At 39.8% G+C, this 25,038-nt stretch carries 24 protein-coding genes and 1 pseudogene; 13 read left to right on the forward strand and 12 right to left on the reverse strand.

Going from position 1 to position 25,038, the window contains the following annotated elements:
* Nucleotides 1-173 precede the first annotated feature (173 nt).
* Nucleotides 174-1,620: pseudogene (aspA, locus tag ACN6OV_RS02395) on the reverse strand (aspartate ammonia-lyase).
* A 605-nt stretch (nt 1,621-2,225) separates the two neighbouring features.
* Entirely contained in the window at nt 2,226-2,720 is a 495-nt protein-coding gene (locus tag ACN6OV_RS02400; RefSeq protein WP_427949335.1) for an Lrp/AsnC ligand binding domain-containing protein, read from the reverse strand.
* A 133-nt stretch (nt 2,721-2,853) separates the two neighbouring features.
* On the opposite strand from ACN6OV_RS02400, the gene putA reads away from it, so the two are divergent.
* The 4 genes from putA to ACN6OV_RS02420 all read left to right on the forward strand — a co-directional run bounded on the left by putA (nt 2,854) and on the right by ACN6OV_RS02420 (nt 8,908).
* Nucleotides 2,854-6,600, forward strand: coding sequence for a trifunctional transcriptional regulator/proline dehydrogenase/L-glutamate gamma-semialdehyde dehydrogenase (putA, locus tag ACN6OV_RS02405; RefSeq protein WP_427949336.1), 3,747 nt, complete (start codon nt 2,854-2,856; stop codon nt 6,598-6,600).
* A 221-nt stretch (nt 6,601-6,821) separates the two neighbouring features.
* On the forward strand, nt 6,822-7,904 hold the full coding sequence (trmA, locus tag ACN6OV_RS02410; protein WP_427949338.1) for a tRNA (uridine(54)-C5)-methyltransferase TrmA: 1,083 nt from the start codon (nt 6,822-6,824) through the stop codon (nt 7,902-7,904).
* 251 nt (nt 7,905-8,155) lie between these two features.
* Complete coding sequence (locus tag ACN6OV_RS02415) at nt 8,156-8,380, forward strand: hypothetical protein (protein WP_427949340.1); 225 nt, start codon at nt 8,156-8,158, stop codon at nt 8,378-8,380.
* Nucleotides 8,381-8,659: 279 nt separating this feature from the next.
* Entirely contained in the window at nt 8,660-8,908 is a 249-nt protein-coding gene (locus tag ACN6OV_RS02420) for a hypothetical protein (RefSeq protein ID WP_427949342.1), read from the forward strand.
* 59 nt (nt 8,909-8,967) lie between these two features.
* Here ACN6OV_RS02420 and ACN6OV_RS02425 read toward each other — a convergent pair whose 3' ends face one another.
* Complete coding sequence (locus ACN6OV_RS02425) at nt 8,968-9,738, reverse strand: phosphodiester glycosidase family protein (RefSeq protein ID WP_427949343.1); 771 nt, start codon at nt 9,736-9,738, stop codon at nt 8,968-8,970.
* 138 nt (nt 9,739-9,876) lie between these two features.
* Here ACN6OV_RS02425 and ACN6OV_RS02430 point away from each other — a divergent pair, with 138 nt between their 5' ends.
* Nucleotides 9,877-10,413, forward strand: coding sequence for a lecithin retinol acyltransferase family protein (locus tag ACN6OV_RS02430; protein ID WP_427949346.1), 537 nt, complete (start codon nt 9,877-9,879; stop codon nt 10,411-10,413).
* 51 nt (nt 10,414-10,464) lie between these two features.
* On the opposite strand, the gene ACN6OV_RS02435 is transcribed toward ACN6OV_RS02430, so the two are convergent.
* From ACN6OV_RS02435 to ACN6OV_RS02445, 3 genes are all read right to left on the reverse strand, one after another.
* Complete coding sequence (locus ACN6OV_RS02435) at nt 10,465-10,914, reverse strand: SRPBCC domain-containing protein (protein WP_427949348.1); 450 nt, start codon at nt 10,912-10,914, stop codon at nt 10,465-10,467.
* 214 nt (nt 10,915-11,128) lie between these two features.
* On the reverse strand, nt 11,129-12,040 hold the full coding sequence (locus ACN6OV_RS02440; RefSeq protein ID WP_427949350.1) for a bestrophin family protein: 912 nt from the start codon (nt 12,038-12,040) through the stop codon (nt 11,129-11,131).
* Between the two features lie 152 nt (nt 12,041-12,192).
* Nucleotides 12,193-13,923 carry a glutamine--tRNA ligase/YqeY domain fusion protein gene (locus tag ACN6OV_RS02445; protein WP_427949352.1) on the reverse strand — a complete coding sequence of 577 codons (1,731 nt, stop codon included), beginning with the start codon at nt 13,921-13,923 and terminating at the stop codon, nt 12,193-12,195.
* Between the two features lie 167 nt (nt 13,924-14,090).
* Between ACN6OV_RS02445 and ACN6OV_RS02450 the strand changes: the two genes are divergently transcribed.
* Entirely contained in the window at nt 14,091-14,600 is a 510-nt protein-coding gene (locus ACN6OV_RS02450; RefSeq protein WP_427949353.1) for a peptidylprolyl isomerase, read from the forward strand.
* Between the two features lie 107 nt (nt 14,601-14,707).
* The gene (locus tag ACN6OV_RS02455) at nt 14,708-15,427 is read left to right on the forward strand and encodes a UDP-2,3-diacylglucosamine diphosphatase (RefSeq protein ID WP_427949394.1); all 720 of its coding nucleotides are present in this window, start codon (nt 14,708-14,710) and stop codon (nt 15,425-15,427) included.
* Nucleotides 15,428-15,453: 26 nt separating this feature from the next.
* Here the strand turns inward: ACN6OV_RS02455 and ACN6OV_RS02460 are convergent, their stop codons facing one another.
* Complete coding sequence (locus ACN6OV_RS02460) at nt 15,454-15,672, reverse strand: transposase (RefSeq protein ID WP_427949396.1); 219 nt, start codon at nt 15,670-15,672, stop codon at nt 15,454-15,456.
* Nucleotides 15,673-16,019: 347 nt separating this feature from the next.
* Nucleotides 16,020-16,814, reverse strand: coding sequence for a 4-hydroxy-2-oxoheptanedioate aldolase (hpaI, locus tag ACN6OV_RS02465; protein WP_427949355.1), 795 nt, complete (start codon nt 16,812-16,814; stop codon nt 16,020-16,022).
* A 253-nt stretch (nt 16,815-17,067) separates the two neighbouring features.
* On the opposite strand from hpaI, the gene nfsB reads away from it, so the two are divergent.
* The gene (gene nfsB / locus ACN6OV_RS02470; protein ID WP_427949356.1) at nt 17,068-17,721 is read left to right on the forward strand and encodes an oxygen-insensitive NAD(P)H nitroreductase; all 654 of its coding nucleotides are present in this window, start codon (nt 17,068-17,070) and stop codon (nt 17,719-17,721) included.
* Between the two features lie 177 nt (nt 17,722-17,898).
* Nucleotides 17,899-18,072 carry a hypothetical protein gene (locus tag ACN6OV_RS02475; RefSeq protein ID WP_427949358.1) on the forward strand — a complete coding sequence of 58 codons (174 nt, stop codon included), beginning with the start codon at nt 17,899-17,901 and terminating at the stop codon, nt 18,070-18,072.
* 169 nt (nt 18,073-18,241) lie between these two features.
* On the opposite strand, the gene ACN6OV_RS02480 is transcribed toward ACN6OV_RS02475, so the two are convergent.
* The 4 genes from ACN6OV_RS02480 to ACN6OV_RS02495 form a co-directional block, all read right to left on the reverse strand.
* A complete protein-coding gene (locus ACN6OV_RS02480; protein ID WP_427949360.1) occupies nt 18,242-19,099 on the reverse strand; it encodes an EamA family transporter in 858 nt (285 codons plus the stop codon).
* A 105-nt stretch (nt 19,100-19,204) separates the two neighbouring features.
* Nucleotides 19,205-20,242, reverse strand: a complete 1,038-nt coding sequence (gene fba / locus ACN6OV_RS02485; RefSeq protein ID WP_427949362.1) for a class II fructose-bisphosphate aldolase — start codon at nt 20,240-20,242, stop codon at nt 19,205-19,207.
* Between the two features lie 121 nt (nt 20,243-20,363).
* Nucleotides 20,364-20,639, reverse strand: coding sequence for a hypothetical protein (locus ACN6OV_RS02490; protein WP_427949364.1), 276 nt, complete (start codon nt 20,637-20,639; stop codon nt 20,364-20,366).
* Between the two features lie 151 nt (nt 20,640-20,790).
* Complete coding sequence (locus ACN6OV_RS02495; RefSeq protein WP_427949366.1) at nt 20,791-21,978, reverse strand: phosphoglycerate kinase; 1,188 nt, start codon at nt 21,976-21,978, stop codon at nt 20,791-20,793.
* A gap of 139 nt (nt 21,979-22,117) precedes the next feature.
* Between ACN6OV_RS02495 and ACN6OV_RS02500 the strand changes: the two genes are divergently transcribed.
* The 4 genes from ACN6OV_RS02500 to ACN6OV_RS02515 all read left to right on the forward strand — a co-directional run bounded on the left by ACN6OV_RS02500 (nt 22,118) and on the right by ACN6OV_RS02515 (nt 25,008).
* Complete coding sequence (locus tag ACN6OV_RS02500; protein WP_427949368.1) at nt 22,118-22,501, forward strand: DUF2237 family protein; 384 nt, start codon at nt 22,118-22,120, stop codon at nt 22,499-22,501.
* Nucleotides 22,501-23,094: a Maf family protein gene (locus tag ACN6OV_RS02505; RefSeq protein WP_427949369.1), complete on the forward strand. Its 594-nt coding sequence runs from the start codon at nt 22,501-22,503 to the stop codon at nt 23,092-23,094. The genes ACN6OV_RS02500 and ACN6OV_RS02505 overlap by 1 nt, the downstream gene beginning before the upstream one ends.
* A gap of 99 nt (nt 23,095-23,193) precedes the next feature.
* Nucleotides 23,194-23,739: a hypothetical protein gene (locus ACN6OV_RS02510; protein WP_427949371.1), complete on the forward strand. Its 546-nt coding sequence runs from the start codon at nt 23,194-23,196 to the stop codon at nt 23,737-23,739.
* A 102-nt stretch (nt 23,740-23,841) separates the two neighbouring features.
* Complete coding sequence (locus ACN6OV_RS02515; RefSeq protein WP_427949373.1) at nt 23,842-25,008, forward strand: JmjC domain-containing protein; 1,167 nt, start codon at nt 23,842-23,844, stop codon at nt 25,006-25,008.
* Nucleotides 25,009-25,038 lie beyond the last annotated feature (30 nt).

The raw sequence follows: 25,038 nt of genomic DNA on the forward strand, positions 1-25,038 counted from the left end.
ATGCCCGATAAAAAATGGCGAAAACAAGAAGAACCTCAATTGAGGCTCTTCTTATGAAAATTGTGGGACAGCAGTGGGCCAAACCTCGCTTAATCATGTACGCAACGACTTCCATTTCTATAGAGAGATTTTGAAAATCTAAGCTATAGAAACTATCGATATAAAAGCTTTAATTAACTGACTTGTGCCAATGGCATCCTCAATGGCGTAATTTCAGAAACTAAATTTTCGATTGAGAAAATTTCATCAAGTTGTTGTTCGGTTAATAACTCCTGTTCAAGCACCACTTGTCGAATAGTTTTATTTTCAGCAATACATTGTTTTCCAATTTCATCACATTTTGCATGCCCCAAAACAGGATCAAGTAAAGTCACAATACCAACACTACGCATCACGGCATCAAAACAAGCTTGGGTATTGGCTTGTATACCTTGAACACATTTTGTATCCAAGGTTTTGATTGCATTGGCTAACAATTCAATCGATTCATTGATAGATAAAGCAATCACCGGTTCCATGGCATTGAGTTGTAATTGCCCGGCTTCAGCAGCCAGTGTAATGGTCAAATCATTACCGATGACTCGAAATGCCACTTGATTCACCACTTCTGGAATAACTGGATTAACTTTTGCAGGCATGATCGATGAACCAGCTTGTAATTCTGGTAAACGAATTTCTGCCAAACCAGTTCTTGGCCCAGAACTTAAGAGACGCAAGTCATTACAAATTTTGGAAAGTTTTACTACCAAGCGTTTCAAACAACTCGATAAAATAATAAAGACACCACAGTCACTGGTTGCTTCGACATAATCTTCTGCACCAAATAATTTCAAACCAGTTAATTGTGCTAAGTTTTCAACCACTTTCGATGCATAACCTTCAGGTGAATTCACGCCTGTACCGATCGCCGTTGCACCTAAATTTATTTCCAATAAGAGATGGCGCGTTTGTTCAATCAGTTTCAGGTCTTCTTTTAACAAGGTGGCAAATGCACGAAACTCTTGTCCCAAAGTCATTGGGACAGCATCTTGTAACTGTGTACGACCCATTTTAATCACATGCTGAAATTCATCTGCTTTGCTATAAAAGCTATCAATAAGCTGCTTCAACACCGCTAGTAAACTGTCAAAAGAACTATAAGTTGCCAGTCTTAAAGCCGTGGGATACACATCATTGGTCGATTGTGACTTGTTGACATGATCATTGGGATGAATCCGATGATACGTTCCCTTTGCCTCACCCAAAGTTTCCAAAGCAATATTAGCAATGACTTCATTAGTATTCATATTGATTGAAGTACCCGCCCCACCTTGATAAATATCAATCGGAAATGAGTCGCTCCATTTTTCAGGATATTCAATTAGTTCATCACAAGCCTGTTGAATGGCTTGACTAATGTCATTTTGAATTTTACCAAAGTCCTGATTGGTTTGTGCCGATGCTTTTTTGACTTGCGCAATCGCACGTATAAAATTTAAGTTGACCTACAGACTGCGCTGAAATCTGAAAATTTTCGATCGCACGAAGTGTATGTATCCCGTAATAGCATGACTGTAGAACTGCTCTGTCCCCTAAAAAATCATGCTCTGTTCTTGTTTTTTCCATCTGAACCGTCGTCACTGCGCATACCCTCTGTTTACGCACAAAGCTTGTGCATAATTTATATTCGACCAGTTTAGATGCACTCCCTTGAATTGAAGTGATGCTTAAATGCAACTAAATATTTCAAATATAGGCTTCTTGTTCAAAATGTAACTTTTTGTAACAAATACGCCAAAATTTCAGTTTGAATTTCGAGACTGTTCCTTTTTAAACAAAGTTTAATCTGACTTACATTAACCTATTTTTAAGCCTTCTCAAGGTACTTAGATTTTTGCGCTTTGCAATCGAAAAAATACTTTTTACATTGATGATACATAAAGTATGTTCAATTATTACAGAGTGTAGTTTTTAATCTCTGTTTGAATCTACGACTTAGGACACAAATACAAAATTTCATCTAGGAAGCAGATGATTCGCTTTGATTAAGGATAATGTGACGAATTTATTCTTTCTTGGAGTGGCATTGTCGTAGTGAGCTTAATGGGTAAAGCACCTACTGTAGATGTCATGCGATGCTTTAAACAGGCAGAAGTCACGTATCAAAAAGAAATTTCTGAAATTTAATCGATGAATTTCAAACAAAATTACGGAGATTAACGCCTCTTTTTTATGCTGTAAAACGATTATTTTGGGCGTACAGGTGGTTTCAGTTTAATTTGCATGCTTTCTTTAATCACTTCCATGACAGGATAGCTACGGGTTTCTTTGATCCCCGGCAACTGCCACAAGACGTGCTCTGAAATTCGTCTAAACTCTTCCATATTTGCACAGCGAATTTTGACCACGAAATCGAAGCCGCCGCTAGTCATATGACATTCGACAATTTCAGGAATTTGCCGTACAGCATCAGAAAAATTTTCTAAAATATTGGGCGTGGTTTTATCTACTAATATTTCCACAAAGACCACAAATCCATTGTTTAACATGACTGGATTTAAGCGTGCTTCATAGCCTAAAATGAAACCCTCTTTAGATAATTTTTGCACCCGTGCCAATGCAGCTGTGGGAGATAAATTCACCAATTCGGCAAGTTTAATATTGGATATTTTTCCATCTTCTTGAAGTAATTCCAAAATTCGAATGTCGATACGATCCAAGCTCAAATACGGGCTGTTCATCAGAATTATTCTCTAAATACAATATAAAACTATAGTGAGTTATTCGCTAAATATTCTGTAATCATAAATTAAATAAAGGACAGACCTCAAGATTTATTTGCAGGCCATAAAACATCGACACGGAATAAAGCCCATGAACGGAAAAGTTTTAGAAGTCACACCAAATGATGGCTATATCACCGAATTTAAAGACAAAAATAGCTTTGAACAGTCGATTAATGCAGCATGGCGTCGTGCGGAAACTAAATGTGTAGAACATCTACTGGCACATAGTGATATTCCGTCGCCAATCAGTGAACAAATTCAGCAATTGGCCTTCAATCTAGCTCACTCCTTACGTGAACGTAAAAGTGGCAATGGTAAAGCCGGTATCGTTCAAGGTCTGTTGCAAGAATTTTCACTCTCCTCTCAGGAAGGTATCGCTTTGATGTGCTTAGCGGAAGCCTTGCTGCGTATTCCAGATCAAGCCACGCGCGATTTGCTGATCAAAGACAAAATTAACCAAGGCAATTGGAAAGAGCATTTAGGTCAAAGTCAACTGATGTTTGTCAATGCGGCTGCATGGGGCCTCATGCTTACCGGAAAACTGATGGAAACGCCACAACAAAAAAGCTTATCCAGCCTGCTGACCAGTATTTTAGCGCGTAGCGGTCGCGGAATTATCCGTAAAGCAGTCGATGTTGCAATGCGTATGATGGGCGAGCAATTTGTCACGGGTGAAACCATCAATGAAGCCCTTAAACATGCAGAAATTTTAGAAGATAAAGGTTTCCAATATTCCTATGACATGCTCGGTGAAGCTGCGCTGACAGATCCAGATGCAGAACGTTATTATCAAGATTATACCGATGCCATTCATGCCATCGGTCAAGCCTCATTAACTAAAGATGTTTATAACGGCCCGGGAATTTCCATTAAATTATCTGCGTTGCATCCACGCTATCAACGCGCGCAAATCGACCGTGTACACAATGAGCTGTATAGCAAAGTGCTTGAGCTTGCGCTGCTTGCAAAACATTATGATCTTGGTCTGAATATTGATGCGGAAGAAACTGATCGTTTAGAAATTTCACTCGAACTACTTGAGCGTTTATGTTTTGAACCGCAACTTGCGGACTGGAAAGGCATCGGTTTCGTGATTCAGGCTTATCAAAAGCGCTGTTTCTATGTCGTCGATTATGTCATTGATTTAGCCAAACGCAGCCAAAAACGCCTGATGATCCGCTTAGTTAAAGGTGCTTATTGGGATAGCGAAATTAAGAAAGCACAAATTGAAGGCATGACCGACTACCCTGTCTTTACTCGTAAAGTACATACCGACTTGTCTTATGTGGCTTGCGCACAAAAATTATTGGCAGCTCCAGAGCAAATCTACCCACAGTTTGCAACGCATAATGCTCAAACCGTTGCCACGATTTACCACCTTGCTCAGCCTGAGCAGTATTATCCAGGCCAATATGAGTTCCAATGTCTACATGGCATGGGCGAACCGCTCTATGAGCAAGTGGTGGGCAAAAAAACTGAACATAAACTTGGCGTTCCTTGCCGAATTTATGCTCCTGTGGGGAATCATGAAACGTTACTGGCCTATTTAGTTCGTCGCTTACTCGAAAATGGAGCCAATACTTCATTTGTGAATCGAATTGCCGACAAAAACCTTAAAATTGAAGATTTGATTGAAAATCCACATCAAACCATTTTAGCTTCGGCGCAAACAGAACAAGTCATTGGAACAAAGCATCCATCAATTCCTTATCCTGCCAATTTATACGCTGATCAACGTACCAATTCGAAAGGTCTCGATTTGGCCAATGACCATGATTTGGCACAGCTTAATACCACCGCAATTCAACTTGCTCATACCCAGTGGCAAGCCAACGTAATGGGCTCAGGCTTTGGCAATTTTGCATTAGAAAATGGTTTGCCCATTCTAAACCCAGCTCAACACCATGATGTCGTCGGTACTGTATACGAAGCAACTATTGAACAAGCTGAAACTGCATTGATACAAGCCGAAACCGCACAAAGCAGTTGGAAAAACACCCATAAAGACCAACGTGCCGCATGTTTAAATCGCGCTGCAGATTTGATGGAAACACAGTTGCACCCCTTAATGGTATTGCTGTCTCGTGAAAGTGGTAAAACCTATGCTAATGCCATTGCTGAAGTTCGAGAAGCAGTTGATTTTCTGCGCTATTATGCAGCACAGATGGTCAATCTACCCTCAGAGACTCACATTGAACCTCTAGGTACAGTGTTATGTATTAGTCCTTGGAATTTTCCATTGGCAATTTTTACAGGGCAAATTGCTGCTGCCTTGGTTGCAGGCAATACGGTGATTGCAAAACCGGCAGAACAAACACCACTGATTGCCGTGCAAGCCGTACAAATCTTATGGGAAGCGGGTATTCCCTCAGATGTTCTGCAATTACTGCCAGGCCGTGGCGAAACCATTGGCGCAAAAATCAGTAGCGACTCACGTATACAAGGCATCATATTTACAGGCTCAATCGAAGTTGCAGGTATTTTACAAAAAACCGTGGCACAACGACTTAATCAATTTGGTGAAAGTGTAGTTTTGATTGCCGAAACTGGTGGTCAAAATGCCATGATCGTGGATTCTTCAGCACTGACTGAACAAGTAGTTTTGGATGTTGTCAATTCAGCTTATGACAGTGCCGGTCAGCGTTGCTCTGCCCTGCGTATTCTATGTGTGCAAGAAGACAATGCTGAAATTGTGCGTAATATGTTGAAAGGTGCGATGAAACAACTACGTGTCGGCAATCCTGCATTATTAAAAACCGATATTGGCCCAGTGATTGATACTGAAGCACAGCAAAATATCCAAAAGCACATCGATAAAATGCGTAGCAAAGGTTATCCCATACATCAAATCATGTTTAATACGGAAACCGATGATTTGAATGCTGGCACATTTATTCCACCGACCTTAATTGAACTGCCAAATTTAAATGATTTGGAACGTGAAGTTTTTGGCCCAGTGCTACATCTAATGACTTATAAACATGGCGAAATTGAGAACCTATTAGCCCAGATTAATAACAAAGGTTATGGTCTGACCATGGGTTTACATACCCGTATTGATGACACCATTCACAAAGTCATTGAGCATGCCAAAGTTGGCAACTTATACATTAACCGCAATATAGTCGGTGCTGTTGTTGGGGTACAACCTTTTGGTGGTGAGGGCTTATCGGGCACGGGTCCTAAAGCCGGTGGTCCACTGTATTTATATCGTTTAATGCATCAGGTTTCAGAGAAAAAACTTGCTACGCCTTATGCTGCACAAGCTGAAACACCTACGGCAACATTCCCAGCCTATGAAGCTTTTAAAACTTGGGCGGCACAACAATTTCCACAGATTCAACAACAACAACAACAACAACAACCCAATACCATTGCAGTGGGTCAAAGCTTTGAGTTACAAGGACCAACTGGTGAACATAACCAATATGCGATTTTGGCACGTTCAGCAGTGCTTTCACTGGCGCAAACCGATGCAGATCAATTACACCAAATCGCAGCAATTTTATCAGTCGACAGCAAACCTGCGGTACTGGCAGACAATACTTTTATTCTGAAATATCTTAATCAAATGCCAAAATTACTCGCGACTGAATTTAAAGTCGTTGCCGATTTAGAGCATGGTGATTTTGATGCAGTCCTGCATCATGGCTCACAACATGAATTACTCACCATCCAACAAGCCATTGCCTCACGTGAAGGTCCGATTATTGGGATCACGCATTTAAAATCTGGTAATTACAACATTCCTGTCGAGCGCTTTGTCATTGAACGTGCCATTAGCATTAACACCGCTGCCGCAGGCGGAAATGCCAGCCTAATGACCATGAATTAAAGTTTCCTCTTTTGCTCAGTCATGATGTATGTTCCCTGATGGCTGAGTATTTTTTAAATCTAAATATCTGCATCATTCACCGCCTTACGATGCTCTACACCTCCCCCTGAGCCTTACTGATTGCATGATTGATTTGGCTTAAAAGCACAATTAATTTAGTTTTAGAGGGTGATTTTTGCTAACATGACTTTTTTTAATATGTTTGCGATTTTTTACTGCATATGACTTCAACTTATCAGCAACAACTTGATGCCAAAGTTGCCCGTATTACGGCTCAATTTTCAGAATACAATCCTCCCTCTTTAGAAGTTTTCCCTTCTGCCGAACAGAACTTTCGTATGCGGGCTGAATTCCGTATTTGGCATACAGAAAATGATATGTTCTATGCGATGTTTGAACGTGACGCAGACGATCAAAAGAAAGTGGTCGAAATCAAAGATTTCCCCATTGCAGATCAAAGCATTAATGCCTTGATGCCTGTCTTGCTCAATGAATTAAAAGCCCAAAAAATTCTATCGAGTCGTTTATTTGAAGTTCACTTTTTAGCTACGCTGAAAGGTGAAATGTTGGTGTCTTTGGTCTATCGTTGCCCGCTCAATGCTGAATGGGAAGTGGCTGCAAAAGCATTATCAGATAAACTCAATATTAAAATTTATGGTCGTAGTCGTGGCCAGCGTGTCATTTTGACTGACGATTACGTCGTTGAAGAACTCAAAGTCTTTGACCGCAAATATCAATACAAACAAATCGAAAGTAGCTTTACCCAGCCCAACGCGGGTGTTTGCCAAAAAATGTTGGAATGGGCCTGCAATGCGGCTGAACATTCAGACCAAGACTTGCTCGAATTGTACTGCGGTAATGGTAACTTTACCCTACCGTTGTCAACACGTTTTAATCGTGTATTGGCGACAGAGCTGGCGAAATCTTCGGTTTATGCGGCACAGTGGAATATTGAACAAAACGCTATTGAGAATATTCAAGTGGCACGCCTGTCTGCTGAAGAATTTACCCAAGCCTATAATGGTGAACGTGAATTCCGTCGTTTAGAAGAAGCTGAAATTGATATTTCAAGTTATAACTTTGACACGGTTTTTGTCGATCCCCCACGCGCAGGGATTGATGATGAAACCTTGAAACTGTTACAACGTTTTGAACGCATTATCTATATTTCGTGCAACCCAGATACGTTGTATGACAATTTAAAACAACTGTCACAAAGCCATAAAATCACCAAATTCGCCTTATTTGATCAATTCCCTTATACCCACCATGTGGAATCAGGCGTTTTACTTGAGAAGATTTAAACAAATTGTTTCAAGTCATTCATTTGTCATTAAGGAGCTTTATTTAAGCTCCTTTTTTAAAATCTAAAATCCTTATATATTCCAATACTATACTCAGCTATTAAAACTTATCAATTAACGATAGATTCGCTTGAAAAACGCTCTATCAGCCAAAGGATGGCTTAACTGTCTAAAATATCACTTTAGTAAGGTTGCTTTATTTAACAGATTGGCTATATTTCATCCTATGTTAGGTTGTTAATGAAGGCTCTATGAGTTTTTGGCAAAAGTTGTTCGCGAATGAACAGCAAAACGGGCATAAGAATCAGGTTGCCTGTGTTGAAAATGATTACTCTTGTAAAACCAATGAACAGCTCCTTACTGCGCTTACAACAGCAACAGATGAAGATGTGATTATTGGTATTAAAAAGGTTCTTGCGTCTAGAGGTTATAGTCGCAAAGAGTTAAATGAAGCCCAGCATCTACCTCTACAGTAGAGTCTAAGTAGATTATTTAAAAAAAGGTATTTTGTGACACACAGAATACCTTTTTTTCATGCAAATTTTTCTAACTGCAATATGTAACTAATGTGCCTGTTCAGCAATTACAATCCTTTAATATGTATTTAAAATACAGTCTGGCTATTTTTTAGACTTTAGCTATAATTATTCAAATATAAGACATTATTTTTATTGGTTTTATTTTTAATTATTTAAAAAAAATTCCAACACCTATTTAGTCCCAACAAAAAACCATTTAAAACAACGGATAAGCACATGAATAAATTATCAATTAGCCTCCTCACCACACTTTGCCTTGCTCTAACAGCCTGTAGCAATATGCCCAAAGAATGTGAAGAATCTTGGCAAAAATTAGAATCTCTGTCTAAGCAAATGGGACTCAATGAAGAACAAATTAAAGAACAGAAAAAACAATTTGAAGAAGGCATTAAGCAACAATCAGAAGAAGACGCGATTCAAATATGTAAAACACAAAGTAGCTTCCTTGGTTTAGTCGGTAAATAATCCGACTATTGTGATCCCAATCCATACTGCAAGATAAGCCTGATCTATTTTCGGGCTTATCAACATCTAATTTGCCGTGTATAGGCCACAATCGGCCCTAAAGGTTTAAAGCTGATATCATATCGATTTAAACCACGAATCTCTGCGCTTGAAATCGAACCATCCAAATACAGTGCATCCTTCACACCCAACGTCGATTTAAAATATTGGGCAAAGGTATAAAATGACACGCCTTCTCGGCTAATCACAAAATACAGCTTTCTATCTTTAATACCGACCCCATTTCGAATTTTCAATGAATCAGATTTTGGCAAGAAGTTGGGATTGATCTTCCCATCCACCACCAACATCGGGCCAGACTGTGTCGCATAGCGTGCATTAAAATTCGATGCTGCATATTGTTGCGTCGTTGCAATAATGGCTTGATCTGCATTCCATGCCAAGACACCATTTGGCTGGATTAAAAAATTGCCAAATCCTTTGGTTGCACGATTTAAAGCTTTTTGTTCCGCACCATTTTCAATATATAAACCCACAGGACTTAAATTGGCATGATACATCCCTGCATTCATCGCAAATTCGATGCGCTTGCAACTCTTCATCAATGACGCTTGTAAACGCTGAAAATTTTGATAAGGCTGCTGCTTGAAATCCTTTAAGTAAAGTCCGAGATTACTAAGGTCAGTGACTTCTACTACATCAACCGCTATAGGCTGATTCACACGATAAGCCTGAACATCTGCCAAAACCATGCTCGGCTGTAAAATAAAGCCCAATGCAGCACCTAAACTTAAAAAATTTACAATTGTCTTTAAATTCTGCAAATACATTGTACGCTCCTAAGCCTAAACACAAAAATTGACCAGAACTTCACTGGATCAGCGCTAAAATAGTCGATTAATTCACAGATTGAAAGTAGACTAGGATGATAAATATATATCGGATTTTGGATTAGGATTCGTATAAATATGCATGTGCAGAAAGGTGGTTATCCATTAGGATCACATCTGATTGTTAAACACTTCGGTTATAGCCATCATGGCATCTATGCTGGTCGTGGTAGAGTAATTCACTACTCTGGTTTTGCACATCTTTTCAAAAAACACCCGATTGAAATCACCTCGATTGAAAATTTCAGTCATGGCAAAAAGATCTTAGTTCAGCAATACAGCCATCCCAAATTTAAAGGACGTAAAGTCGTGCGTCGTATGCGCTCGCGTATGCATGAAAATAACTATCATCTAATTATTAATAACTGCGAACATTTATGTACATGGGCCATTACAGGCGTGGAAAGCAGCCCTCAAGTGTTCCGCATGATGAACCGTCTTACCACCATTGGCTATATCAGCTCACTCATGACTTATATGAGCAGTATGATGCTGACAGTCACCACCACCTGCTTTGCCTTGGTATTTTATATGAAAAAGAAATTACGTGAAAAAGCTAAAATGAAGATGCCAGTCTATAGCTATTTAAAACGCCAGAATCCTAAAAACCGTTAATTTTTTAAATTGCTTTTAATTGTTCATAAATCGTATTAGTCATTATCAAATCTATGCTTCAAAAGGTGGAAAGTTATCCAAGACAAGATTTGGTTCAATGTCATGCTCTAGATATATTTTTGCAGCATCCAATACCGTTGTGAAACCACCTGTGCTATCAATGACAAAATCAATCAAAGCCTGATCCTGATATGGAAGATCATAATTTTTAATTCGCACATAGGTTTGTATTGAACTTACTTTTTCAAAAATAAAATCCACTTTGCTTTTAGGCTCGCCCCACTCGATCCGAATAAGTTCATTCTCTTTGATTTTTAACACATGAACTTGCACTGTGGCCTTATATTTTTCCCAAATCCATTCTACCGTCGCGCCTTCTTCCAGATAGCCACTTGATGCACTGAACCAAAATTTTTGGGTGATAAGTGGATCGACAAAGGCATTAAATACAATATTAATTGATTTGCGGATTAACATTTGAGTTTCAATCACTACGCTCATTCAAGTCTTCCTTTTATTCTTCTTCTCAGTGATATAGCTGATTACTTAACTCTTCAGTACACCAAAGACCTTAAAGAATGGAATTTTACAGCTATTTTTACGTGCTAATATTTTTAGAATTTAGCTATAGCACACATTTAAAATTCATGGCTATCACTGAATTGTTAAAGACTTAAACAGCACGATGTAAATGCAAAAAATGATTTTTCTAAACTTAACTCAAATTACCGTTATGGCTTAAAAATACCGGTGGAATCTCAGCTCCCAATGAACTTAACATTTCCCGTTCAATATTTCGCACAATCGAATCGAGTGGTAAGTCATTTTCCTGCAACCCAAATGGTTCCTCTAACTCTGCACTAAGCGCATCCAAACCTAAAAATAAATAAGCAATTAACGCCACAATTACAGGCGTCCAAAGACCAAAACTCGCCTCAATACTAAACGGCAAAATTAAACAGAATGAATAAACAGCTCGATGTAGTAGGACAGAATACGAAAATGGCAATGGTGTGGTCATAATCCGGTCACAACCTGCATGAATATCACCCATAGCCACCGTATGTCGAGTCAACGTGCTATAGATGATGTCGCTGATTTGACCTTGCTTATAAAGCTGCACCAAATCTCTCTGCATGATCTCAAGTAAGTACTGCGGCGCATTAATATGTTCAGCACATTGCTGCCATTGCACATCGCTTAAATTGACCTGATCTCGGAAATGTTGAATATCCTTCGTTTGATGACGTAATCGGTCGCGCAGTAAATAGCAAAACAACATGACGCGATACATCAAAATCTGACGCTCAGCATCTTCCAGTACATGACTATCACGAATCATATGCCGCGTATTGGCAATCAGTGCACCCCAAAGCTTGCGCCCTTCCCACCAGCGGTCATAACAGGCCGTATTTCTGAAACTTAAGAAAATCGACAGAATCACACCAAAGATGGTAAAGCCAATGGCGGGAACTTCTGGCGTTATCAAGAAATGCGCAGCACTTAAATACACCAGCAGTGCTGACAAGCTGACAACAACCGCTAGCGCGGGCATCACTTTAGGTAAAATTGTGCCATGCCATGCAAATAACAGCAGAAAGCTATTATTTTTATCCCGAATAATCACAGATTCCCCCTCATAAAACTTGGTCGCTTTACTGTTGATCCAATACTTTTACATGAAAAAGCCCAACCGAAGTTGAGCTTTTGGAATATTTATCTCAATTAATTTTTCACCTGTATCACAGATGAAGCACAGCTTCATCTCTTGCGCTCGGCTTATCCTTGCTTAGGCTTGAAGCTGTCTTTCAAGTCTAAAATACGGTTAAACACAGGTTTTTCCGCGCTGTGATCAAACTGATCTGCAACGAAATAGCCTTCACGTTCAAATTGGAAACGGTCTTCTGCTTGCGCTTCCGCCAAAGCAGGCTCAATCACCGCTTGAACTACTTTTAATGATTCTGGATTTAAGTTCGCAAGGAAATCATCACCCACTTCTGGGTCAGACTCAGTGAATAAACGGTCGTAAATGCGTACTTCTGCAGGAATACCTTTGCTTGCAGAAACCCAATGTACAACGCCTTTCACTTTACGGCCTTCAGGGTTCTTGCCTAGAGTTTCAGGATCGATTGAACATTTCAGTTCAACCACTTCACCATTGGCATCTTTAATCACTTCATCGCACTTCATCACATAGGCATGACGTAAACGCACTTCACCGCCCGGGATTAAACGTTTAAAGCCTTTTGGTGCGACTTCTTCAAAATCTTTACGGTCAATGTAAATATCTTGAGTCAATGGAATGATACGGTCGCCCATGTCTACGTTTGGATGACGCGCATGGGTTAAATCCATCGCTTCAGGCAAGTTAGTCAACGTTACTTTCAGCGGATTCAAGACTGCCATACCACGTGCTGCGGTATTTTCCAAAGACTGACGGATGCAATATTCCAGCATGGCAACATCAACAATACTGCCATCAACTTTGGTTACACCGACACGTTTACAGAAATCACGCAGACCTTCAGGAGTAAAACCACGGCGACGCATACCCACAACAGTTGGCATACGTGGGTCATCCCAACCATTCACATGACCGCCTTCAACCAATTTACGCAATTTACGTTTAGAAGTAATGGTGTAATCCACATTCAAACGGCTCGATTCGTACTGATGCGGCACAGACGGTGATTTAACTTTTTCCACAACCCAATCATAGAATGGACGATGATCCACAAACTCTAATGTGCAGAGTGAATGTGTGATTCCTTCAATGGCATCTGATAATGGATGTGCATAGTCATACATCGGGTACATTTTCCATTTATCACCCGTTTGGTGATGCTCAGAATGCAGTACACGGTACAAAATAGGATCACGCATATGGATGTTTGGTGAGGTCATATCAATTTTTGCTCGAAGCACAGCTTGACCTTCACCCAACTCACCATTACGCATTTGTTCAAAACGTGCCAAGTTCTCTTCAATTGAAGCATCGCGCTGTGGTGAGTTTTTACCCGGCTCAACGAAATTACCACGGTTCAGTTTAATTTCTTCAGGCGATTGCAAATCGACATAGGCATCGCCTTGTTCAATTAATTGCACCGCCCAAGCGTAGAGCTGATCAAAATAACTTGATGCATAGCGCGGTTCGCCGTTCCATTCAAAACCTAGCCATTTCACATCATTGGCAATCCCATCTACATATTCTTGTTCTTCAGCGTCTGGGTTGGTATCGTCAAAACGCAAGTTACATAAACCTGAAAACTCTTGGGCAATACCAAAGTTTAAGCAGATCGCTTTTACGTGACCGATATGTAGGTAACCATTTGGCTCTGGTGGGAAACGTGTGACCACTTGTTGAGTACGGCCAGCAGCTAAATCATCGGTGATCACCTGACGTACAAAGTCTAAGCCAGGCTGTTGTTCCTGCTGCGCAGCTTCGACAGGGGCATTGTTCTTGGTTGTCGGATTATTAGGCAGGGATGAAACAACATCGTTTGGCTTCATGGTAGTAAAATCACTTCTGAAATAAAAAATTAGGATAATTAAAACGCTTTTCTTCACTTTTAACAAAGAAAATAACGTTTTTACTTGCCTTGTAGTTTACAGTTTGCTTATGCTTCTCACAACCAAAAAACCCATGGCTTTCATGTCCATGTATAGGAGATTACACAATGAGTTTTCCTCAAGTTGAATTAAACACCAATAAAGGTCGTATTGTTCTTGAGCTTAACACTGAAAAAGCACCTAAAACTGCTGAAAACTTCTTACAGTATGTTCGCGATGGTTTCTATGACGGCGTGATTTTCCACCGTGTTATTGATGGTTTCATGATCCAAGGCGGCGGCATGGATGAAAACTTCAAAGAAAAAGCAACGCGTGATTCTATTGAAAACGAAGCTGACAACGGCCTAAGCAATGACGTTGGTACGATCGCCATGGCGCGTACTCAAGCACCTCACTCTGCTTCTGCTCAATTCTTCATTAACGTGAAAAATAACTCTTTCCTAAACCACACTGGTAAAACAGCACAAGGTTGGGGCTATGCCGTATTCGGTAAAGTTGCAGAAGGTATGGACGTTGTAGAAGCGATTAAAGGTGTTCGCACTGGTAACCGTGGCTACCACGCAGACGTTCCTCTAGAGAACGTAGTAATCGAATCAGCTAAAATCATTTCTGAATAAAAACATCCTCTCCATTCTTTATGAGTTTTAAAGCATCGCTTTAAAATGGAGTAATGAAAAAGATTTCTCTTTATAGAGGAATCTGGAGGATGAAAAGGAAAAGATTCGTGACCTATCTGTTTATCTCAGATTTACATTTGTCACCTGAACACCCTCGACTCGTTCGGGGGTTTTTAGCTTTGTTAGAACAATATAAAAATCAAAATACCCAGCTGTATATTTTAGGTGATTGGTTTAATGCTTGGATTGGTGATGACTACACTGCCCCATGGTTGGATGAAATCATCCATGCCCTAAAAGATTTTAGTGCTGCAGGAAATCATATTTATTTCCAAGTCGGTAACCGCGACTTTGCCTTAGGTCAAAAGTTTTTAGACAAGTTTAATGGTCAGTTATTGCAAGATATTGATGATCTCAGCTTAGGAAAATACACCATACGACTCGAACATGGTGATTTACTCTGCACCGATGATGTGTCTTATCAAAAATTTCGTAAAATTATTCGCAATCCTTTATTGCTTGGCTTCCTCAAAAGTCTACCCTTGGGTATTCGACAGAAAATTGCCAATGGCTTTCGCAAAAAAAGTGCGGAAACTAAACAAGTTAAATCCTATGACATTATGGATGTAAATCATACTGCGGTTGAAGCTGCACTTAACAATGCTGATATCCTGATTCATGGACATACACACCGCCCTGATATTCATCAAATTCAAGATAAAAAAAGAATTGTACTTGGTGATTGGCGTGAGCATGAAGCCCAGATTTTAGAGATTCAACTTAATCAAAATATTCACAGTTTAAAACTAAAAAAGTGGTGTTATTAAAACGCCACTTTTTATATTGATTCAAATTACAAACGATACAATTGATTAATTCCAGTATAGAAACTTTTACCATCGATATTTAAAGGAAAAATTTCACCTGATTCGAGTTCCACCATTTGCCCCACATCGACCATAATGAAACCATTGAGGCTGCTTTGTTTACGTTGTAACGGAATTAACTTCACATTAATTTCACCACCATTTACGGCGGTAGCGACATAACTGTTATTTAAATTTTTCAAAATATTTACTCATAAAATGAGCTTTTTGTGACTGAACGAAGAGATTAATAAACACGAATTTAATAATATTTCTGTAGTTACGATATGTTGTTACATAGAATATTTTCAGATAGAAAATTACTGAAAAAATAAATCACAAACAGCTAAAAATAATTAGTAAGCACAATACTTACTCTGAAGAGGCCGTTTTATACAGTATTTTCCGCCATATAGCAAATAAATCCTGCAACATTTCATGCGTACTTTTTTTATTATATTTTTAAAACTGATTGAATCGATTGTTAAATGAATCATTTTTTCCAATCATAAAAAAAGCAGCATAATGCTGCTCGTTTTATTGCACTGAAGGATTAATAACCACCTTCCGACTTCGTGACCATCGCATCAGGTTTATATTTTGATAACAGTTCACGCAGTGAATTCATCAATACACTGGTATCGACACCCACAGCCACAAATTCTGTGCCTAAATCTAAATACATTTGTGTCGCTTCATGCTGCGTCGATAAAATCCCTGCTGCTTTACCTGCAGCACGAATACGCTGAATTGCATCCACTACCGTTTTTTGTACTTCTGGATGGTTTGGATTGCCTTGATAGCCCATGGTTGCCGACAAATCAACCGCACCAATAAAGATGCCATCAATCCCCTCAACTTTTAAAATATCATCCAGATTTTTAATGCCTTCAACCGACTCAATTTGAATCAATAAACAAATATTTTCATGTGCCGTTGCATAATAATCTGGAATACTATTCCAACGCGTTGCACGTGCAAGTGCAGCGCCGACACCACGAATGCCTTCAGGCGGATAGCGTACAGCTTTCACCATCAACTGTGCTTGCTCTACCGTTTCGACCATCGGAATCAATAAAGTTTGCGCACCAATATCGAGCAATTGTTTAATCAATTGCACACTGCCAATTGGTGGTCGTACAACCGCTTGAGATGGATACGCGGCAATACTTTGCAATTGTGCCAAGGTGGTTCGCAAGTCGCTCGGAGCATGCTCACCATCAATTAATAACCAATCATAACCGGCATTGGCTGCGATTTCTGTTCCATAAGCATCTGCAAGCCCAACCCACAAACCAATTTGCTGTTCGGTTTTTAGCTTTTGTTTAAAGTGATTTGTGTAATTCATCGCTGCCTACTTATGCCCAAACTCTGATTAACCCCTATCAATTAAACGCTTTTTGGCAAAAAGTGCCAATAGTATTTTGCTATTTCTTCATTTCATATAACTCTAATTCAATGATATTTTTCGTATATTTCAAATGATTGATGAGGTTTTTCTGCTACATATACGACTAAAATATATAGATCGGATAGAATCCGCTTAGACTAACTTTGTACGAATCCGTTAAACTTAAATAAACTTTTTCAGGAGATTTTCGATGGATCTGTTAAACGTATCAAAACAACGCTATACCACTAAGGCTTATGATCCTGCTAAGAAAATTCCACAAGAACAGTTTGAGCGTTTATTACAAATTCTGCGTTTAGCACCATCTTCGATTAACATCCAACCTTGGCATTACTTCATTGCGGACAATGATGCGGCGAAACAACGTATTGCCAAAGCACTTGTCGGAAAATATGCCTACAATGCCCCCAAAGTATTGGATTCTTCACATACGATTTTGTTTTGCACCAAAGCCGACATTACAGAACAACATTTAGAAAACCTACTCACTCAAGATGATATCAGTGGTCGTTTTAAAGATGAAAAAGCCAAACAAGGCCAAAAAGATAGCCGTACAGGTTATGTTGATTATTACCGCAATGAAAAAGGTGATATTCAGCGCTGGGCTGAAAACCAAACTTTTATTGCGCTAGGTCAAATGCTTTTAGCCGCCGGTATTGAAGATATTGACGCCACCCCAATTGGAGGATTTGATGAAGATATCATTAGCGAAGAACTCGAACTAGCAGAACACGGTTTAATTCCATCAGTCATTATGACATTGGGTTATCGCAGTGAAAACGACTTTAATGCCAAATTGCCGAAATCACGCTTAAAGGCTGAAGAAATTTTTACACATCTATAAACATTTTATAAAATCGACGAAAGGGGTTTAAAAATCCCTTTTTTGTCATTTTAGGACTTATTATTTAAACAATTATCGAGTATATTTTGCACAAAATAAACTTAGATTGTTCCCCTCATGCCGACAGCTATAAAATTACCCATGAAATTTCGTTGCAATGCTTGCAAAACAGTTTATATGCAAAGATATTTTAGCGATATGATTCATAGTTATCCAAACTGCCCAAACTGCAATCAACCGGGACAGCTACAAGGAACAATTGAAGCTTCTGATGTATTGAAACACCCTGTTGTTGTAGGTAAATGTTATCTAGAACAAACTTTACAACGCTTTCAGCAACTAACTCGATAAATAAACTGTCCAAGATTTGGGGTTCAGTTCAATCTTGGAGATTTTTTATTTTCAAATCGATTTAGCAACAAAGTTGAAAATGATGTTGCAAAATTTGGTCGGATATTTTCGACTTTAAAAAGCTCAAAGTCAGAATATCAATTTAAGATGGAATGTACTACAAGCCATCTTAAACAGACATGGCATAAGCTAAACAAACAACACTCACAATCCCAGCGATCAAACCAAATAAGGTTGTAGCCTTGAGTTTTTCTTTAAAAATTACCAGGCCTGCCACCACACCAAACACCACCACCAAAATATTCATCCCAGCAAACACTACCGCTGGCGTATCTTTCAGCAGCATATGGGCTTTGACATATAAAGCAATATTGGCGAAATTGAGTACTCCTAACCCTAAGCCGGCCAAGATATTTTTCGTCTGCCCCAGACTGTTATATTGAATAAGATGAAAAATTGCAGATAACACGAATGCACAGATAAAGACCAAATTTAAGGTGACCGCAAACTGCATGCCTAGACCTGAGGCAAATTTAAGTAACACATCGATCAGTGCATAACCTGCCCATACACTTAACAGAAATAAAATACCTTGCTGCGCGGATTGGCTTTGAGTCGCGCGTTGTGAAAAAACAATCAGTAATACCGCAACGACGCCGAATGCAATGCCGATCAGCTTAATGGCATTAAATTGTTCATTAAATACGAAATATGCTGCCATTAAGGACAATACGACAGACAGACGCTGTGCCAATTCAGTTTTTAAAATCCCAGCTGTCTGTAATGATTTGGCAAGACAATAAAAAATCGTAGGCAGTAAGACCCCTAAAGCTAAAATTAACATCCACGGTGTTTGGGACACAGACACATGAGTTAAGTCAGGCTTAAACCACAAAAAACAAAGAATACTCGCGGAGGCATAATTCCATGTGATCATCTGTGCAGGATTATAAGCTTTATCCTTACACAACTTGAGTATCACCGACACCAAGACACTACAGATGGCTGCAGCAAAAATTAATTCCATGTCATGCTCTTATTATTAAATATCAATGAACGACTTTGACTTTACACATAGAAAAGCCCACTGAATTGTGGGCTTTTCTGACTCAATAATCGATCTTCAGATCAATTATTTATAGTGACTCACCATTTTCTCTAAAGAGATCGGGCGAATTTTGTCTGCATTACCTGCTGTACCAAATGCTTCGTAACGGTCGATACAAATTTGTTTCATTGCATCGACTGTTGCAGAGAAGAATTTACGTGGGTCAAATTCACTTGGTTTTTCAGCCATCATACGACGCATTGCACCAGTAGAAGCAAGACGTAAATCTGTATCGATGTTAATTTTACGAACACCGTGTTTGATTGCGTCTACAAGCTGTTCTACAGGAACACCGTAAGTTTCGCCAATGTTACCGCCAAACTCATTGATTATCGCCAACCATTCTTGTGGCACTGAGCTAGAACCGTGCATTACAAGATGCGTATTTGGTAACGCCGCATGAATTTCTTTAATACGGTCAATCGCTAGGATGTCACCTGTAGGTGGACGTGTGAATTTGTACGCACCGTGTGAAGTACCTACTGCAATTGCAAGCGCATCTACATTGGTATCTGCAACGAATGAGCGTGCTTCTTCAACAGAAGTTAAAAGCTGTGAATGGTCAAGAACGCCTTCAGCGCCTACACCATCTTCTTCACCCGCCAAACCTGTTTCAAGGCTACCTAAGCAACCAATCTCACCTTCTACTGAAACGCCACACGCATGTGCCATTTGAACAGTACGACGTGTTACGTCTACATTGTATTCGTATGAAGTTGGGGTTTTACCATCTTCACCCAAAGAACCATCCATCATGACAGATGAAAAGCCGAGTTGAATAGAACGTTGACATACGTCAGGGCTAGTACCGTGGTCTTGATGCATAACCACTGGAATGTGTGGCCATTCTTCAATTGCTGCCAAAATCAAATGACGCAAGAACGGAGCGCCTGCATACTTACGCGCACCTGCGGATGCTTGTACGATGACAGGTGAATTCGTTGCATCTGCTGCAAGCATAATTGCACGCATTTGTTCTAAGTTGTTTACGTTGAATGCTGGTACGCCGTAAGCATGTTCGCCGGCGTGATCCAAGAGCTGGCGCAATGAAATAAGAGCCATAATATCCTCCCAGTTAATGCCGCATATTCTACATGTTCAAGCATTTCAATTCAGCAACAAATAACACTATTTAAAAAAAATCCCTGCATTTGCAGGGACTTTTCAAATAAAGACAACAATCTTAGTGTTTTGTTGCTGCCGAAGCTTCAGTTTCTGCATGCGCTGTCGCTTCATCTGCTGGCGCATTTGCAAGTTCTGCTGGTACATCTTGATTTTTTTCATCAAGAACTGGCTTGTCTAATGCATCAATCGCTTTTTGTTGTTCTGGCGTTGTTTGAGTCTCTTCAACTGCCACTGCAGATGCTTCATTTGCAGCAGGTGCTTGTTCTTTTTTAGCACAAGCCGTTAAAGTTAAAGGAGCAATTAAGAGTACAGCAAGTGCAAGTTTTAAGTTCATCGTTGTTTCCTACTACAGCGAATTAAGGATTGCGATGAATTTTATTGCAGAAATATTGCACTTTGATGACGGCAAGATGAATCTCCATAAAAAAAGGTTGACCGAAGTCAACCTTTTACGCCTTAAGCTTTAACTTATTGACTGTGTAAAATTAAGCACGATCAAGTAAAGCTGCTACAGCTGGAAGTGTTTTACCTTCAACAAATTCAAGGAATGCACCACCGCCTGTAGAGATATAACCAATTTTGTCGGCTACTTCGTATTTGTCGATCGCAGCCAAGGTATCGCCACCACCCGCAATTGAGAAACCGTTTGATTCGGCAATCGCTAAAGATAGCGTTTTTGTTCCTTCACCGAATTGATCCACTTCAAATACACCTACTGGGCCATTCCAAAGAATGGTTTTTGATGTCTTTAAAATTTCAGCAAATGCTTTTGCAGTTTCTGGACCAACGTCAAGAATCATATCGTTGTCCGCAACATCTTCAACTTTTTTCACTGTTGCTTTTGCCGCAGCTAATGAACCAAGGAAGTCAGCAAAATCAATTTCTGCAGCATCAGCAACCACTACATCTGTTGGTAGTGGTACAGATACTTTTGCAGCAATCGCTTTTGCGGTATCGATCAAATCATTTTCACATAATGATTTACCTACATTGTAGCCTGCAGCAGCTAAGAATGTATTGGCAATACCACCACCAACGATCAATTGATCACAGATGTCAGAAAGTGATGTTAATACATCTAATTTAGTTGAAACTTTAGAACCCGCAACAATCGCAACCATCGGTTTTGCAGGAGTTTTAAGTGCACGACCTAGCGCATCAAGCTCAGCAGCCAATAATGGGCCTGCAGCAGCAACTTTCGCACAACGTGCAACACCTTCCGTTGACGCTTCTGCACGGTGTGCTGTACCAAAAGCATCCATCACATACACATCACAAAGTGCTGCATATTTAGCTGCAAGTTCTGGATTATTTTTTTTCTCACCAACGTTAAAACGGCAGTTTTCAAGTAATACAACTTGACCCGCAGCCACTTCAACACCATCAAGATAGTCAGTGATTAGTTGAACGTCTTGACCTAAAGCTTCTGTTAAATACGCTGCAACAGGTGCAAGAGATTGTTCCGCTTTAGGTTCTCCTTCAACAGGACGACCTAAGTGTGAATACACCATTACAGCAGCGCCTTTTGCTACAGCTGCTTTAATTGTTGGCAATGCAGCACGTAAACGTGCATCGCTTGTAATCACGCCATTTTTAACTGGTACGTTAAGATCTTCACGGATCAGAACACGTTTACCCGCCAAATCTAGGTCAGTCATACGCTGAAAGTTCATGTATCGCTCTCTTTATTGATTTCAAAACGCCACGATTTTAAATGATTATGCAGAAAAACGTTAGCTTCTTTTGCAGAAAAGCGATGCAGCAGCAAAGTTTTGTTATGATAGGCAAAAGTCTTATAAAGATTCAGCGCTTATGTCTATTCATCCAGATCCGAATATCAATCGTTTAAATGTTTTAGGCGAGCCACTTGCCAGCTGTTGCTTTGATCCGATTACTGGATATTTTAGAAATGGTTTTTGCCACACCGCAACGACTGACTTCGGTCAACACACCGTGTGTGCGCAGATGACATCTGAATTTTTAAGCTTTTCGCAAAAAACTGGTAATGACTTAATCACACCCTTACCCGAAGTTGGTTTTCCAGGCCTACAACCTGGCGACTTTTGGTGTATCTGTGTGACCCGCTGGGTGGAAGCGTATCAAGAAGGATTTGCCCCACCTATTAAAATACAAGCGTGTCACCAAGCGGTACTGTCCTATGTCCCGCTTGATGTACTTATGGAATATGCAGTGTAATGAGTACTCCCAAAATCATCTTGGCTTCAAGCAGCCAAACCCGTAAAGACCTTATGGATCGTTTACGGATTGATTATCACTCAGTCGTACCCGATATAGATGAAAGCCCTCGCGGTGAAAACCACGCTGACGAGCTTGCAAAACGACTGGCTTTTGAAAAGGCTCGTTTTATTGCCACACAAAATCCTGACGCGATTGTAATTGGTTCAGACCAAGTCGCATGGCGTGAAGGTGCTCCCGATATTTTTATCGGTAAGCCACTCTGCAATGAAAAAGCAGTCAAACAACTGCAAGCCAATTCGGACAAAATCGTGTATTTCAGTACGGCTCTCAGCGTTCAGCAACAATCCACGGGTTTTGAACAAACCTTGGTTGAGCACTACAAAGTCAAATTCCGCAAGCTGAGCCTTCCTGAAATTGAACGCTATGTCGAGGTAGAACAGCCTTTACACTGCGCAGGTAGTTTTAAGTGTGAAAGTTTAGGCATTAGCCTGTTTGAAGAAATGAATGGACAAGACCAAACCACGTTGATGGGTATGCCCATGATTAAGCTCTGTAATATTTTACGTGAACTGAAAATATTGCTGCCTTAAATTTTTATTCTAATTCGATTCATATTTTTTCATTCATCATTAGCTCCATGAGTTAATGATGAAATTTTATTTTCAATTTTTATAACCAAGAACTCACTCATGATGACCAAGAATCTTTTAACTTCTAGCCTTATTACCCTAACTTTAATTTGTGGCGTAGCTCAAAGTCACGCAACTACGGTGAATCAAACCACAGTCACGACACAGCAATACAATAAAAATTTGGTCAACGAATGGGTGAAGTACAAATTCATTTACGCTGAACTTGAACAGGAAGGTTCTGCAATGCAAGCCAATATTGTTCAACAGTTAGGTAAGAAAAATAAAACTGGCAGTACCATCAATACAGAAAGCCAGCTAAAGAAATTAGTCAATGATGCACATCGCCAATTAGAACGCATTCAACCGCAAACTGCCGAAATTAAAAAGCTATTAAAACTGCAAGCTGAAAACTTGGATATGATGCTAAAAGTCATGCCAAATCATTTTAAAATAATGGCTGAAGGTGAAAATACCAAGGTTGATACGGGTCTACATTTTGAAGAATTTATGAAATTCTCAGAAACAACGGCTGCCGTAAATACCTATGAGAAAGAAGTTGAAAATCTCGTTATGCAGTATTTAAAGAATCATCCGTTAAACTAATTTTTAAATTTGCCGTTCATTAATGATTAAACTGAATTGAGTCTTGCCAAAAATAGGAATCTCAAGGGACAATAGCTCCATTGAAATTTTATATTTTTAGCTATGACTCAATCTCTTGATGTATTAGGCGGAATCACCGCTGAACAATTCCTTGCCGAATATTGGCAAAAAAAGCCTCTCCTTGTGCGCAATGCGTTACCTGAAATTGCAGGTATTTTAGAACCGACTGATGTGATGGAATTGGCGTTGGAAGAACATGTCACTGCCCGCCTCATTAAGCAAAAAGACCGCGATCCCAACCAATGGTCGGTGAAGTCTTCTCCATTACTAAAAGCAGATTTTCAGAAAATGCCCAAGCTTTGGACGCTATTGGTTCAAGCGGTCGATCACTATTCTTTTGATTTATCTGAACTGTGGAAAAAGTTTTCGTTTATTCCACAATGGCGCCGCGACGACATTATGGTGTCATATGCCCCTAAAGGTGGGTCTGTAGGCAAACATTTTGACTTTTATGACGTATTCCTCGTGCAAGGTTATGGCCATCGCCGTTGGCAGTTGGGCCAAATGTGTGATGCAGAAACAGAGTTTGTAGAAGGACAACCTCTACGCTTACTGCCTGAAATGGACATTCATTTTGACGAAGTTCTGGCGCCAGGCGACCTATTATATGTACCACCAGGCCTATCACATTATGGCGTTGCTGAAGATGAGTGTCTCACCTTCTCCTTTGGCTTCCGCATGCCAAATGTGACGGAAATGATGGATCGGGTCGCAGACAAATTTACCGACAACGCATTACTCAAAAATCCACTGACCGATATCATTCGCGATCAAGTCAGTCCGATTGGTCAGATCACAGAAAATGAAATTGACTACCTCAAAGAAAAATTATTTGAGCAATTGCAAAATTCAAATATGATTGAAGATGCAATTATGAGCCTGATGTCTGAACCTAAATATCCAGACAATATTCCTGAAGCTGAAGAAGTTGGCACTGGAGATTTAGAGGAGGCACTCGATCAAGGCTATCAGCTTATTTTAGAACCCGCTTCTCGCCTACTGTATACAGAGCAAGACGATGAGATCTTATTCTGGGCAAATGGTGAAGGTCTATGTATCTCTGATGAGTTTGCAACGCATTTAAAAACGATTGCTGATGGCCAAGCTTTAGCGTTAGATGAAAATTTATATGATGCTGATATCCTCGAAGATATCGCCATGCTCTTAAATGAGTCGGTGCTCATGTTAGTGCCGACCGAATCTGAATAAATTTAGGGCAATATACATAGAGAAATGAGG

The organism is Acinetobacter sp., from assembly GCF_050285345.1.
Taxonomy (GTDB): Bacteria; Pseudomonadota; Gammaproteobacteria; order Pseudomonadales; family Moraxellaceae; genus Acinetobacter.

Excerpts from the sequence above, each read along its gene's own strand:
- ACN6OV_RS02480 (WP_427949360.1), bottom strand. The coding sequence starts at position 19,099 with ATGGAATTAATTTTTGCTGCAGCCATCTGTAGTGTCTTGGTGTCGGTG.
- ACN6OV_RS02515 (WP_427949373.1), top strand. The coding sequence starts at position 23,842 with ATGACTCAATCTCTTGATGTATTAGGCGGAATCACCGCTGAACAATTC.
- ACN6OV_RS02435 (WP_427949348.1), bottom strand. The coding sequence starts at position 10,914 with ATGAGCGTAGTGATTGAAACTCAAATGTTAATCCGCAAATCAATTAAT.
- fba (WP_427949362.1), bottom strand. The coding sequence starts at position 20,242 with ATGGCTCTTATTTCATTGCGCCAGCTCTTGGATCACGCCGGCGAACAT.
- ACN6OV_RS02415 (WP_427949340.1), top strand. The coding sequence starts at position 8,156 with ATGAGTTTTTGGCAAAAGTTGTTCGCGAATGAACAGCAAAACGGGCAT.
- putA (WP_427949336.1), top strand. The coding sequence starts at position 2,854 with ATGAACGGAAAAGTTTTAGAAGTCACACCAAATGATGGCTATATCACC.
- hpaI (WP_427949355.1), bottom strand. The coding sequence starts at position 16,814 with ATGAATTACACAAATCACTTTAAACAAAAGCTAAAAACCGAACAGCAA.
- ACN6OV_RS02430 (WP_427949346.1), top strand. The coding sequence starts at position 9,877 with ATGCATGTGCAGAAAGGTGGTTATCCATTAGGATCACATCTGATTGTT.
- ACN6OV_RS02425 (WP_427949343.1), bottom strand. The coding sequence starts at position 9,738 with ATGTATTTGCAGAATTTAAAGACAATTGTAAATTTTTTAAGTTTAGGT.
- ACN6OV_RS02400 (WP_427949335.1), bottom strand. The coding sequence starts at position 2,720 with ATGAACAGCCCGTATTTGAGCTTGGATCGTATCGACATTCGAATTTTG.
- ACN6OV_RS02420 (WP_427949342.1), top strand. The coding sequence starts at position 8,660 with ATGAATAAATTATCAATTAGCCTCCTCACCACACTTTGCCTTGCTCTA.
- trmA (WP_427949338.1), top strand. The coding sequence starts at position 6,822 with ATGACTTCAACTTATCAGCAACAACTTGATGCCAAAGTTGCCCGTATT.
- ACN6OV_RS02500 (WP_427949368.1), top strand. The coding sequence starts at position 22,118 with ATGTCTATTCATCCAGATCCGAATATCAATCGTTTAAATGTTTTAGGC.
- ACN6OV_RS02490 (WP_427949364.1), bottom strand. The coding sequence starts at position 20,639 with ATGAACTTAAAACTTGCACTTGCTGTACTCTTAATTGCTCCTTTAACT.
- ACN6OV_RS02475 (WP_427949358.1), top strand. The coding sequence starts at position 17,899 with ATGCAAAGATATTTTAGCGATATGATTCATAGTTATCCAAACTGCCCA.
- nfsB (WP_427949356.1), top strand. The coding sequence starts at position 17,068 with ATGGATCTGTTAAACGTATCAAAACAACGCTATACCACTAAGGCTTAT.
- ACN6OV_RS02495 (WP_427949366.1), bottom strand. The coding sequence starts at position 21,978 with ATGAACTTTCAGCGTATGACTGACCTAGATTTGGCGGGTAAACGTGTT.
- ACN6OV_RS02505 (WP_427949369.1), top strand. The coding sequence starts at position 22,501 with ATGAGTACTCCCAAAATCATCTTGGCTTCAAGCAGCCAAACCCGTAAA.
- ACN6OV_RS02450 (WP_427949353.1), top strand. The coding sequence starts at position 14,091 with ATGAGTTTTCCTCAAGTTGAATTAAACACCAATAAAGGTCGTATTGTT.
- ACN6OV_RS02510 (WP_427949371.1), top strand. The coding sequence starts at position 23,194 with ATGATGACCAAGAATCTTTTAACTTCTAGCCTTATTACCCTAACTTTA.
- ACN6OV_RS02445 (WP_427949352.1), bottom strand. The coding sequence starts at position 13,923 with ATGAAGCCAAACGATGTTGTTTCATCCCTGCCTAATAATCCGACAACC.